The organism is Halopseudomonas bauzanensis, from assembly GCF_900114735.1.
GTDB lineage: Bacteria > Pseudomonadota > Gammaproteobacteria > Pseudomonadales > Pseudomonadaceae > Halopseudomonas > Halopseudomonas bauzanensis.
Genome location: NZ_FOUA01000004.1, coordinates 196,970 through 209,210, shown reverse-complemented (window position 1 = coordinate 209,210; position 12,241 = coordinate 196,970). Strand labels below are relative to the sequence as shown.

The 12,241-nt window shown below is 61.1% G+C and carries 12 protein-coding genes; 7 read left to right on the top strand and 5 right to left on the bottom strand.

Translation table 11 applies throughout. The features are described 5' to 3' along the window. Window positions 1–163: 163 nt before the first annotated feature. Window positions 164–1,996, bottom strand: coding sequence for an ABC transporter ATP-binding protein (locus BM267_RS10940; protein WP_036992459.1), 1,833 nt, complete (start codon window positions 1,994–1,996; stop codon window positions 164–166). Window positions 1,997–2,210: 214 nt separating this feature from the next. Here BM267_RS10940 and BM267_RS10935 point away from each other — a divergent pair, with 214 nt between their 5' ends. After that, window positions 2,211–3,002: a spermidine synthase gene (locus BM267_RS10935; RefSeq protein ID WP_235818271.1), complete on the top strand. Its 792-nt coding sequence runs from the start codon at window positions 2,211–2,213 to the stop codon at window positions 3,000–3,002. Between the two features lie 6 nt (window positions 3,003–3,008). Here BM267_RS10935 and BM267_RS10930 read toward each other — a convergent pair whose 3' ends face one another. Both BM267_RS10930 and BM267_RS10925 read right to left on the bottom strand, forming a co-directional pair. Beyond that, a complete protein-coding gene (locus BM267_RS10930; protein WP_036992458.1) occupies window positions 3,009–3,500 on the bottom strand; it encodes a SprT family zinc-dependent metalloprotease in 492 nt (163 codons plus the stop codon). 3 nt (window positions 3,501–3,503) lie between these two features. Beyond that, window positions 3,504–3,971: a flavodoxin family protein gene (locus tag BM267_RS10925; RefSeq protein ID WP_036992457.1), complete on the bottom strand. Its 468-nt coding sequence runs from the start codon at window positions 3,969–3,971 to the stop codon at window positions 3,504–3,506. A 136-nt stretch (window positions 3,972–4,107) separates the two neighbouring features. On the opposite strand from BM267_RS10925, the gene BM267_RS10920 reads away from it, so the two are divergent. Next, a complete protein-coding gene (locus BM267_RS10920; protein ID WP_063608031.1) occupies window positions 4,108–5,388 on the top strand; it encodes an MFS transporter in 1,281 nt (426 codons plus the stop codon). 6 nt (window positions 5,389–5,394) lie between these two features. Here the strand turns inward: BM267_RS10920 and BM267_RS10915 are convergent, their stop codons facing one another. Further along, window positions 5,395–7,296 (bottom strand): choice-of-anchor I family protein, encoded by a 1,902-nt coding sequence (locus BM267_RS10915; RefSeq protein ID WP_036992455.1) that lies wholly within the window; start codon window positions 7,294–7,296, stop codon window positions 5,395–5,397. 109 nt (window positions 7,297–7,405) lie between these two features. Here BM267_RS10915 and BM267_RS10910 point away from each other — a divergent pair, with 109 nt between their 5' ends. The 5 genes from BM267_RS10910 (at window position 7,406) to BM267_RS10890 (ending at window position 11,029) form a co-directional block, all read left to right on the top strand. Then, on the top strand, window positions 7,406–8,029 hold the full coding sequence (locus BM267_RS10910) for a DNA-J related domain-containing protein (RefSeq protein ID WP_074779990.1): 624 nt from the start codon (window positions 7,406–7,408) through the stop codon (window positions 8,027–8,029). 141 nt (window positions 8,030–8,170) lie between these two features. Continuing rightward, window positions 8,171–8,770, top strand: coding sequence for a Yip1 family protein (locus BM267_RS10905; protein WP_036992452.1), 600 nt, complete (start codon window positions 8,171–8,173; stop codon window positions 8,768–8,770). Between the two features lie 155 nt (window positions 8,771–8,925). Then, window positions 8,926–9,750 carry a tRNA 2-thiocytidine(32) synthetase TtcA gene (gene ttcA, locus BM267_RS10900; RefSeq protein ID WP_074779988.1) on the top strand — a complete coding sequence of 275 codons (825 nt, stop codon included), beginning with the start codon at window positions 8,926–8,928 and terminating at the stop codon, window positions 9,748–9,750. A 12-nt stretch (window positions 9,751–9,762) separates the two neighbouring features. Continuing rightward, complete coding sequence (locus tag BM267_RS10895) at window positions 9,763–10,437, top strand: DNA-3-methyladenine glycosylase I (protein ID WP_074779986.1); 675 nt, start codon at window positions 9,763–9,765, stop codon at window positions 10,435–10,437. 91 nt (window positions 10,438–10,528) lie between these two features. Then, window positions 10,529–11,029, top strand: a complete 501-nt coding sequence (locus BM267_RS10890; protein WP_036992447.1) for a C40 family peptidase — start codon at window positions 10,529–10,531, stop codon at window positions 11,027–11,029. Between the two features lie 101 nt (window positions 11,030–11,130). On the opposite strand, the gene BM267_RS10885 is transcribed toward BM267_RS10890, so the two are convergent. Further along, entirely contained in the window at window positions 11,131–12,210 is a 1,080-nt protein-coding gene (locus BM267_RS10885) for a patatin-like phospholipase domain-containing protein (RefSeq protein WP_074779984.1), read from the bottom strand. Between the last annotated feature and the right edge of the window lie 31 nt (window positions 12,211–12,241).

The window sequence follows — 12,241 nt, the reverse complement described above, 5'->3', positions numbered from 1 at the left end:
AGCCGTCCGGGGGGGCGTTAAAAGCCCTGGAAACGACGAGCCCGCGGGGCGCGATCGGACTCGATGGCGGAGTCAGCCGGTAACGCAGGTGTTGCCGGCCAATTCCGGTACGAGCTGGTGCTCGAACCTCCCAGGCATCCAGCGGACTATGGAAGGCTGGTGACTACAGATCCTCCCCCAGAAACCCGCCCGACTGCCGTGCCCATAACTGGGCATACAACCCGCCCTGGCTGATCAGCTCGGCATGACTGCCGTCTTCGACGATACGCCCCTGATCCATGACAATCAGCCGGTCCATTTCGGCGATGGTCGATAGTCGGTGGGCGATGGCGATCACGGTTTTGCCCTGCATCAGTTGATTGAGATTTTCCTGGATCGCGGCTTCGACTTCCGAATCCAGCGCCGAGGTGGCTTCGTCGAGAATCAGGATGGGCGCATCCTTGAGCATGACGCGGGCAATGGCGATGCGCTGGCGCTGGCCGCCGGAAAGCTTCACCCCGCGCTCGCCGACATGGGCATCATAGCCGCGACGGCCCCGGGCATCGCTCAAACCGGGGATGAAGCCGTCAGAATGGGCATTGCGCGCGGCCTGCAGCATCATCTCCTCGGTGGCGTCGGGGCGGCCATAGAGAATGTTGTCCCGTACCGAACGGTGCAGCAGCGAGGTGTCCTGGGTGACCATGCCGATATGCTCGCGCAGGGAGTCCTGGCTGACCTCGGCAATATTCTGCCCATCGATGAGAATGCGCCCGCCCTCCGCGTCGTAGAAGCGCAGCAGCAGATTCACCAGGGTCGACTTGCCGGCCCCGGAGCGGCCCACCAGGCCGATCCGCTCGCCGGGACGGATGTGCAAATGCAGGTCATCCATCACCCCGTGACCCTTGCCGTAATGAAACCGTACATGCTCGAACTGGATCTCGCCCCGGCTGACTTCCAGGCGCTTGGCATCCGGCTGATCGGTGATCAGTTGCGGACGGGAGATGGAGTTGATGCCGTCCTGCACGGTACCGACGTTCTCGAACAGGGCGGAGATCTCCCACATGATCCACTGCGACATGCCCCACAGACGCAACACCAAACCCACGGCCACCGCCACGGCGCCGACGCTGATGCCGCCCTGCAGCCATAGCCAGAGCGCCAGTCCGGTCACGCCCGCCAGCAGCATGCCGTTGAGCAGGTAGAGCGAGACGTTGACCAGGGTAACCAGCCGCATCTGGCGATAGACGGTTTCCATGAAACCGGTCATGCCTTCGCGGGCGTGGGTGGCTTCGCGGCGGGCATGGGAGAACAGCTTCACCGTCTGGATATTGGTGTAGCTGTCGACCACGCTGCCGGTCATCACCGAGCGTGCATCGGCCTGGGCCTCGGCGACTTTGCCGAGTCGCGGGATGAAGTAGCGCATCATCAATGCATAGCCGGCCAGCCACGCCAGCATGGGGATGATCAGCCGCCAGTCGGCCAGCCCGACCACCAGCAGGGTGCCGAGGAAATACACCACCACGTAGTTGAGCACGTCGATCAGCTTGATCACGCATTCGCGTACCGCCAGCGCCGTCTGCATCATCTTGGTGGCGATACGGCCGGCAAATTCGTCCTGGTAGAAGGCCATCGACTGTCTGAGAAGATAACGATGCACCAGCCAGCGGATGCGCATCGGGTAATTGCCCATCAGCGTCTGATAGCTGAACAGCGAGTTGACCAGGATCAGCAATGGCAGCAGGGCCATGACCACCAGGAACATGCCGGTGAGCTTGAGCCCCTCGTTCTGCAGAAAGGTGCTGCGGTCCTGATTCGATAGCCAGTCGACGATATTGCCGAGGAAGCTGAACAGCCAGACTTCGGTGATGGCAATGCTCGCCATGAGCAAGGCGGCAATGATCAGGAATGGCCAAGAGCCGCGGGTGTAGTGCAGACAAAAAGCCAGTAGCTGGCGCGGGGGTTGGATCGGTTCTTCGGCAGGGAAGGGATCGAGACGTTGTTCAAACCAGCGGAACATGGAAGCAGCCTGTTGAAAACAGCAAAGGCTGGGCATTATGCGCGCAGAGGGGAGCATGGCTCAAGTGATGGAAGGGCCGAGTGTCAATGCTGACGACTACGGGAGAAACGTACCTTGCGGGAGCGGGCTTGCCCGACGGCAAGACTTTTGTTGTGCCGTGCCCCACAATGGCCGGAATGATTCAGGCCATAGGTGATCCATGTCCTGGTGGAACATGTTTTTGGGAATGCTGTTGATGACCGATCAGGAGACCCTGCTGGAAAAGCGCCGCGACGATTACGGTACGCTGCGCATCACCGAGAACCGGGAAGGTTATCGCTTCCTCTATTTCGGCGAGCAGACCGAACAGAGTTGCATCTTCCTGGCCGATCCCGCGTGGCTGGAATATGACTATACCCGGGCAATGTTGCTGGGGACCTTCTGGTGCAAATCTAACCCGCAGATGACGCTGTTGGGGTTGGGCGGTGGGGCCCTGGCCAATTGTTTGGTACGGCATTTTGCCCCCGCCGGGGTGCGGGTGGTCGAGCTGCGTGGGGAGGTGCTGGCGTTGGCGCGGGAGTGGCTGGGGCTTTCAGCCGACCCGCGATTGGAGGTCAGCATCGGCTGTGCCGAGAAGCATATTGCCGCCGCGCCGACCAGTTGCGATCTGCTGTGCGTTGACCTGTACATGGAGGGCGGCCTATCGCGTCTGCAATTGCAGGCGGACTTTTTCGCCGCCTGTCAGCGGGCATTGCGGCCCGGCGGCGTGCTGGTGATCAATCAATGGCAGATGGGCGAAACCGGCTTGCCTTATGCCGCCGCGATGCTGCGGGATCTGTTCGGCGACAGTTATCTGCAGGTGCAGGTCGAGGAGGGCAACATCATTCTATTCGTCCCGGCGGCGGGCGATCCGCCGCTGGCGCTGGATCGGTCGGCATTGGGCGCTTGGGCGGCGGGGCTGGAGCCACAGTTGGGTTACTCGCTTGCTCCCTATATCCGGGACCTTTCCCGCGCCGGGGATCACTGAGCCAGCTCAGCCTTCCGTGCGCTGTTGCCCGGTAAAGTGCAGCAGGTCGCCGCAGCGTCGGCATTGATAGCGCCGGCCCCGACGCACCAAGGCATGGCGCTGGGGCGTGAACGGAATGCCCTCTGGGCAGCCACAGCGGTAGAGATAACGTGTGCTGCGTCGCTGCGCAACGGCGTAATCATGACAGCGCCGGGCAGGCAAACCATACAGGTCGGTCATCAAGGTTTGCCACTCCCGGCCATGGGCGCGAATCTCGCCGCCAAACAGCGCATGGGCGATCAGATGCGCGACTTCATGGGGAACGGTCTGCAGCAGAAAGTCATCACGGTTCTCCCGGTACATCTGCGCGTTGAACCGCAGCAGGTTGCGGTTCAGGTAGGCAACGCCGGCCTTCTGCCCGCGTAGATCGAGGCTGACGCTGGGACGTTCGAAGGGTCGGGAGAAGCGCTGTTCAGCCAACTGATAGCAGTGTTCCAGGCGGTGCAGTATCTGATCCATATGCTAGAAGATCCCGCTATCCAAGCCCGCGGCCATATACAGGCCCAACTCTTCGGCCTCCTCGACAAAGCTGTCTTGCCACTCGCCGCGCAGCACCAGCGGGTCGCGGGCCCAGTTCCAGCGCAGGCCGGTGACGATGCTCTCCACCGCGCGGCGGGTGCCGGTGCCGTCCATGCCGGCGCGGATGTACAGTGCGCAGGGCAGCCCTTGCTTCTCTTCCAGTACCGGGTAGTAGCAGCGATCAAAGAAGTCTTTCAGGGCGCCGCTCATGTAACCGAGGTTTTCCGTCGTACCGAGGATGATGGCATCGGCCTGCATCACATCCTCGGGGCTGGCCAGCAACGGCGCCACCCAGCGGGTCGCGACATTTTCGATGTCGGGGCTGGCGGCCCCGCGCAGCACGGCCTCCACCAGCTTGCGGGTGTTATCCGATGGTGCATGGGCGACCACCAGCAGGCATTTTTTGGGCATGATTTTTCTCCTTCCGGAGGGTAAGGCTGGATGCGGGGCCCAGTGTAGACGTTTAGGCCATTGATTGGCGAGATACCCGATCCTGATATAGGTTGGATAGGAGACTCAATGAACTCCAACCAGATCAGAGGCTTGCATGCTGCGGATTGTGACAACCATCAGTGCGCTGCTGGCCGGTATTGCCCTGTTGCTGATGGGCTCCGGCTTGCTCAATACCCTGGTACCCCTGCGCGGTGCTACCGAGGGGTTTTCAGATCAAGCGTTGGGTTTGTTCGGTTCGGCCTATTTCGCCGGCTTCATGCTGGGTACCTGGGTATGCCCCAAGTTGATCCGCCGCATGGGACATATCCGCGCCTTCGCCTTCTTCGCCTCGGCAGCAGCGGCTTGCATCATTCTGCATGTAATCCATGTCGATATGCTGTTCTGGCTGCTGCTGCGCCTGATCACCGGGATGGTGCTGGTGGGCGTGTATACCTCCATCGAGAGTTGGCTGAATACCGGCGCGCCCAAGGAGCGGCGGGGACGGGTATTCGCGGTCTATATGGCGGTCAACCTCGGGGCGCTGGCGCTGTCCCAGCAACTGTTGCAGATGGAAAACCCGCTGGCTAACCTGATGTTCGGGATAGCGGCCTTATTCGTCATTGTCGCGATCATGCCGGTAGTAGCAACCCGGCTGCCGCAGCCGGAAATCCTTGAGACCACGACGTTGTCACTCAAGGCGTTATGGCGGGCAGCCCCGGTGGCCTGTGCTGGCGCTGTACTATCGGGTCTGGCGATGGGGGGCTTCTGGGGGTTGGGAGCGCTCTATGCGGGGCGGGTCGGTATGGATACCGGTCAGATTGCCACCTTCATGTCGCTGGTGATCGTCGCCGGGGCATTGTTTCAGTGGCCGATGGGAGTGCTCTCGGATCGTATCGACCGGCGTCTGGCATTGGTGATCGTGGCGGGTATCGCTGCCGTCGGGGGGCTGCTGATGGCGTTGTTGAGCGGTTCCACCACCTGGCTGCTGGTCGGTGCGGTAATCTTCGGCGCCGGTTCGTTCTCGGTTTACCCCACTGTGGTCGCACACCTGATTGACCATTTGCACAAGGAGGAGGTGCTGTCCGGCAATGCCGGGCTGCTGATGCTGCAGGGTGTCGGTTCGGCGATTGGACCGGCCTTGGCCGGCTGGCTGATGGGTGTTACCTCGACGCTGATGTTGCCGCTGTACTTCGCTGTGATGTTTGCCGCCAGTGCGCTGTTCAGTCTGTTGCGCTGGCGTGACACCAGCGATCGCATTGTCGAGGAGCCCGCCCACCATGTCAGCATGGTAACTACTTCGCCTGAGGCGCTGGAAATGGTGGTGGATGAGCAGAAACCGGACGAAGCCGCCGGCCCGGTGCGTACCGAGGCGGGCGATGATGGCATCGCCCGCTGATCGTGCCTACCGGCGGTTGATCTGGTAGATCGCCGTGGTGCCGCTGACTTCGTTGCCGACAATCAACAGGGGTTCGCCATTGGGCGAGTCCTCGGCGGTAACGAACACCAGCCCTTCGGGACCCAGGTCGCCGGTCTGGGCCAGGAGTTCAGGCGATTCTTCCAGATCGGCTTCCCAGTCTTCACGGGTATTCAGGTAATCCTGAAATTGCGGCGCGGTAGGATCGGTGATATCGAACACCATCACTCCACCCATGCGCTCCAGGCCAATGAAAGCGAAGCTCTGCTCGTTGATACGACCGACGGTAATGCCTTCCGGCTCGGGGCCTTTGGCATCGCTGCGGCTGTCGAGTGTGCCGACTTCATCGTGACCGGTATTGAAGTACAGATCGCAGGGAATATCGCGGGCCGCTCGCAGTTGGCAGTCATGTTCGGTCTGGTTGGCCAGGAACTGCTCGAAAAAGTCGCCGGAATCCCACACCTGTTCGCCATTTTCATCCCAGATGGAGAAGGAACGGGCGCCATAGGAGTACAGCTCATCGTACATCAGTAGATTGCCGGCGGGGTTTGCTGCGCCGCTGGCATCGAACAGCATCGGGCTGCCGTCGGCATTTTTGCGATAGCCATTCACCCAACTGATATTCAGGCGGCCCAGCTCATCATCCGCGCGGCAAGCGCCGGGCGCGGCTGCGGTGGCGCCACAGTAGGCGAAGGTGTCCGGGTTGAGCAGGGCACCGTCAGCCAGGGCAGCCAGCTGCGGCGGCAGATCGTCATTGGCCCGGCGGCGGAAACCGTCGCTGTGCACCAGATGCTTGACGCGGAACTCCTCAACGAAGCCCAGGCTGGCATCACCTGCCCAGTATTCATCGGTGTCCTCACCCCAGGCGCGGGCATCGCCTTCGTTAGCCGAAACGATATAGGTCTTGCCGTCCACGCTGTAGCTGCTGATTGCGTCGGGGTGATACATACCAACCACACCGGGACGAGGTTCGATGCGAATGAGCCCGTCTTCCTCATCGCTGGCATCGATGCCGTTGCCTTGCGCGCCATAATCCTTGAAGCCCAGGGGCAGGATGTCCGTGACGGTGGCGCTGGCGATGTCCAGCTTGGCAAAAGCGTTGTTTTCCTGCAGAGCGACCCAGGCGGTGCTGCTATCGGCGGAAACGGTGATGTACTCCGGCTCCAGGTCACGGGCAACGCTCGCCAGGTTGTTATGGCCATAAGCCTGGGTATTGTCAGCCGGACCATAGATCCGCACACCGGCGTCAAGCAGGGCTTGCCGCTGTTCATTGAAGCTCTCGAAGCCGGCGGTGCGAACGCTGCCGAAGCGGTTGCTCTCTGCGAGCACCTCAACGATGCTGATCGAGCCTTCGGGGTCGACCGAGTAATCATCATTCGGCTCGCCTTCATTGGCGACCAACACGTACTTGCCATCGGGCGTAAAGGTAAGCATGTCGGGCAGGGCGCCGACCGACCGGCTGTCCAGCAGCTGCAAGGTCGTGGCATCGTACAGTTCGATGGTGCCCGGGTCGGTCTTGATGGCCGCCTCGACAGCCACGGCGAGCAAGCCATCGTGCCAGGCTACGCTGTTGACGGTGGCGTTCTCGGTTTGAGCGACCAGCGAGGTGACATACGCTGGGTTGGCCGGGTCGGCGGCATCCAGCACATCCACCGCACCGGATAGGGCGTTGACCATGAATATACGTTGGTTGACCGGGTCGAAGGCAGGAATTTCCGCCGCGCTCTGGCCATACTCACCGGTTGCATAGCTGCCCAGCTTGCTCAGTTCGATACTGATCCTGGGGGTGGTGTCGCCGGCCCCCCGGTCACTGTCACTGTCGCTACCCAGGCAGCCGGTAAGGCTGACGGCCACGGCTGTCGCTATCGCAGTCAAGCTCCATCTGTTCATTATTCGTTCTCGTGAAGTGAATTGGCCAGATAGTCATACGCATTCCCTGTTGCATTTTCATGGCGGGCAGATGGCTGTTTTATGGCCCGATGATGGCTAAACTGATGGCATGAACAAGCCAACCGCTCAAGACCTGTTGCCGCCCGACTTTGATGAGCAGGTGCTCTGGCTGCTCGAAGAAAATCCCCAGGGTATCGGTGAGTTCGCATTGCTCCGGCACCTGGCCACGGCATTTCCCCACTCGGTGTTCGCCGTACCGGGAGCGATGCGCGATCCATTGCAGCTGTTCCAGCTGCATTTCCTGCTGTTCCACGGCTTGTATCGGTTATCCGACGCGCTGGTCGACTCCCGGCGCGAGTTATCGATCGAAGCGCTATGCATCAGTTTGCAACCGCGGCAGGTAAGGGGGCCGGGAGTACAGGTCAACGATCCGCTGCGCAGCTACTACCTCGATTGGAACCAATGGCTGGAGACCAGCGCCGAAGATGTGACCCGTCTGCTGGATGACTTTTGGCGGGGCCAGCGCGAGCCGGTAACGCAGTGTCAGCTGGACTGGGCGCGGGAGATATTGGGCGTGGCCAGGGACGACGGGGTAGCCGTGATCAAGCAGCGTTATCGTCGGCTGATGATGCAGCATCATCCCGACCGGGGCGGCAATGTCGAGCGGGGCAGCGAGATCAACGAGGCTTACTTAATTCTGAATCGCTATTACCGCGAAGCGGGAAGTCGCTAATCACTCTAATGCGGTGGGTTCAAATTCCAGCGGATTTGACTATAGTCAAGGCATGGTTGCTGCGACAGGATGTCGCAGCGATCTGCCGCAAGGGCTGAGAAAACTGGCGCTGCGGGACAATAATAATCAGGAGGTCAGACCATGATCCAAAACGTAGTGGGACTCTTCACCAACCCCGACCGTGCCTGGCGAACCATCAAGGGTGAGGAAACCGTTATCGGACCGCTCTACCTGGTTCACGTGTTGGTGCTTGCGGCTATCCCCGCCGTTTCCGCTTATATCGGCACCACGCAGGTCGGTTGGACCATCGGTACTCTTGAGCCGGTCAGACTCACTCAGGCCAGCGCTCTGCAGATGACCTTTCTCACCTGGCTGGCGATGCTCGCCGGGGTGGCTGTCATGGGGGCCTTCATTCATTGGATGTCCCGTACCTATGATTCCAACCCTACCTTGAGCGATTGCGTGGTCTTTGCTGCCTACACCGCCACCCCGCTGTTCCTTGCCGGTCTCGCGGCGCTCTACCCGAACCTGTGGTTGGCCATGTTCGTCGGCACGGCGGCTATCTGTTATACGGTATATCTGCTCTATCAGGGTATCCCCATCTTCATGGATATTCCGCAGGATGAGGGCTTTCTATTCTCCAGCTCGATCCTGGCGGTAGGTCTGGTGGTGCTGGTAGGCATGATGGCTACCGCAGTGATCTTCTGGGGGCTGGGGATCGGACCGATCTATCTTCGATAAGTGAGTGAGGCCGCGCCGGCGTCCTGCAGACGCCTCGCGGCCAGGGCTTCAGCTTGACAGACTTCCCATCGGAATTTCCCTGATCCACCCCCTGCGCCGTTGCCTGCCCCCCGTTTCGGGGTAAAATGCCGGGTTTTGATATCCGGGTTCCCGCCATGTCCAGTCTGAGTGTCAACCAGAACAAGCTGCAGAAACGCCTGCGGCGCCTGACTGCCGAAGCAGTCACCGATTACAACATGATCGAGGATGGCGACAAGATCATGGTGTGCCTGTCGGGCGGCAAGGACAGTTACACGCTGCTGGACATGCTGCTGCATCTGCAGAAGGTGGCGCCGATCAAGTTCGAAATTGTCGCGGTGAACCTGGACCAGAAACAGCCTGGTTTCCCCGAAGAGGTACTGCCGGCGTATCTGGACGAGCTGGGCATTCCCTACCATATCCTCGAGCGTGACACCTATTCGGTGGTCAAGGAAAAGGTGCCGGAGGGCAAGACCACCTGCTCGCTGTGTTCGCGCCTGCGCCGGGGCAACCTCTATACCTTCGCGGATGAAATCGGCGCGACCAAGATGGCGCTCGGGCATCACCGTGACGATATCGTCGAAACCTTCTTTCTGAACATGTTCTATGGCGGCAATCTCAAGGCTATGCCGCCGAAACTGCGGTCCGATGATGGCCGCAATGTGGTTATTCGTCCGCTGGCTTATTGCAACGAGAAGGACATCGAAGTGTATGCCCAGCTGCGCGAGTTTCCGATCATTCCCTGCAACCTCTGCGGCTCGCAGGAGAATCTGCAGCGTCAGGTGGTCAAGGATATGTTGCAGAGCTGGGACCGGGAAACACCCGGTCGGGTGGAGAATATCTTCCGTGCGCTGCGGCATGTGCAGCCGTCGCAACTGGCCGATGCCAAGCTGTTCGATTTCGCCAGCCTGAAGATCGATGCCAGCGCCGCGCCGCGTTTCGTCGATCTGATGAACCTCTGACCGGGATACCCAATGCGCGATTACCGCTGGCTTGAAGAATATTGCCTGAACCGCTTCGGTTCCCGTGCGGCGTTGGAAGCACGGCTGCCGACACCTCGTTCTGCTGATGAGCTGCGGGCGTTGAGCGATGACCGTTACCTCTCGGCGATGGCTCTGCGGGTATTCCGTGCCGGTCTCAAGCACAGCGTGGTGGATGCGCGCTGGCCGGCCTTTGAGGAGGTATTCTTCGGCTTCGATCCGCACAAGGTGGTGTTGATGAGCGCCGAGCATATCGAACGCCTGATGCAGGACACGCGCATCATCCGCCATCTCGCCAAGCTGCGCAGCGTGCCGCGCAATGCCCAGATGGTGCTGGATCTGAGCCGGGAATACGGCAGCATGGGCAACCTGATCGCCGATTGGCCGAGCGAGGATATCGTCGGCCTGTGGCGGTTGCTGGCCAAGCGCGGCAACCAGCTTGGCGGGTTGTCGGTGCCGCGCTTTCTGCGGATGGTCGGCAAGGATACCTTTGTCACTACCGACGACGTATTGGCTGCGTTGAAAGGCATGGGGGTGCTGGATCAGGCCAAGGCTACGAGTCAGCGGGACCTGGCCCTGGTGCAGGATGCATTCAACCAGTTGGGCCGTGAAAGCGGCCGTCCCTCGGGGCAGCTGTCGGCGATGTTGGCTTTTACGGTGAATCATTGAGTTACAAGCGAAGTCTGATCCTGGATCTCGCGACTTGACCTCAAGTCCTTGTCAGTGCAAGGTTATCCGGTGTTCCGGGCGAGGTCGGGTAATGCGTGCTATTCATCTGCTGCTGGTATTGTCATTGGCTGTCCTGGCCGGGTGCGCCAGTGCGCCGCAAACACCAGCGCCTTCTGCTGCAGTGCCGAGCGCACCGCCAGCCCCGCCGGCTGCCGTCAGCCATGATCAATTGCTGTTCCATGCCTTCAGCCTGGTGGGTACACCTTATCGCTACGGTGGTAGCTCGCCGGAGTCGGGGTTCGATTGCAGCGGTCTGATCAACTATGTCTATCGTGAGTCTGCGGGCCTGACGCTACCGCGTACCACCGCTGGGCTGAGCGCCTTGCCCGGCACCACCTCGGTCAAATCCCTCCGGCCGGGCGATCTGGTGCTGTTCTCCACGGGTGGCAAGCGAGTCGATCACGCCGGTATCTATGTCGGTGATGGCCGTTTTCTGCATGCGCCCAGCACCGGTGGCCGGGTGCGGGTGGATGAGCTGGATGCCAGCTATTGGCAGCGTGCCTATGCCAGTGCCCGTCGGGTGCTGGATTGAGGCGAGAGGTATATCCCTGAAGTCTGCGGGAGGGCTGCCCGCTCCGGCCTCGGATGTCGATAGCCAGAACCAACCTTTCGCCCTCATGGTGACAGCAACCGTTACAGCGGCTGGATTCGCTCGATAAGCCGGTCCTTTTCCACCAGTTCGAGAAACTCATCGCCCAGGCGCTGGCTGTTGGCCATTGCCTGGCGCCAGTAGTTTTCGCGTCCTGCGTCATCACCTACGAAGCGGCGATAGTCCCGGCGGTCCGGGAGTTTGCCATAGGGTAGGCGGGCCAGGTAGGTGGGCGATGGGGCTACCAGCAGTACGTCACCGATCTGCTCGGCATTGGCTCGCCGCCAGGGCAGCGCCTTGTCGAACCAGCCCGGTACCACCCGATCCAGAAAATGGGGATACAGCACCACGCCTGGCGCGCGCCAGGGCAGGTCCAGGTGGTAATCCAGCAAGCCGCCGTCACGGTAGACACCCTGGCTGGCGCCGGGAATATCGCGCACGGCCTCCATGACCATGGGGATCGAGCCGGAGGCGAGCAGGGCGGGGCGCAGATTATCGCAGTTGAGTGATACGTAACTGGTAATGAAGTCCTGCAGCTCGGGCAGCGGCGGGTGCAGGCGTTGGTCGTGCAGGATGACGCGCTCGAACCAGCGTCGCAGATGGCGACGGCCGAGCAGGTTGGCGCCAATGACGCCGCCCAGCCCCAGCCCCAGGCGTGACGGGTGATCATGCTGCAGGAGCCGCAGGCTTTTCACGGCGACGATATTCAGGTGGTAATGGGGATTGTCGAGAATGCTCTGGTCCTGATCGTCCAGCAACTGGTCCAGCATGTGCGCGCAGCGACGGCTGATCTCGGCCACGGTGATGCCCTTGGGGAAGCGCTGGGCCGTGTACAGCTCGCCCAGGCGGCGCAGGCCGGCGACCGGGTCAGGAAGGCATACGCTGGCGAATCGCCAACTGCCGATGGAAGCACCAACCAGGCTGCGTGGCTGCGGTGTCCGGGGCAGCCAATCGCCGAAGATGGCCATGTCCAGACCCTGAATGCCCAGCGCTTTGGGGCCCCCCGCTGCGCCGGGAATCAAATGCACGTCAGTTGGCTGCAGGCCATTGTTACGAATATGCTGCAACGCTCGTTCACCGGCTCGCAGGGTGAGGGCTGGCGCGGAAATATGAATGGCGGTCATGCGAATCCCTGCATTGGCCGAGTGCGACTCG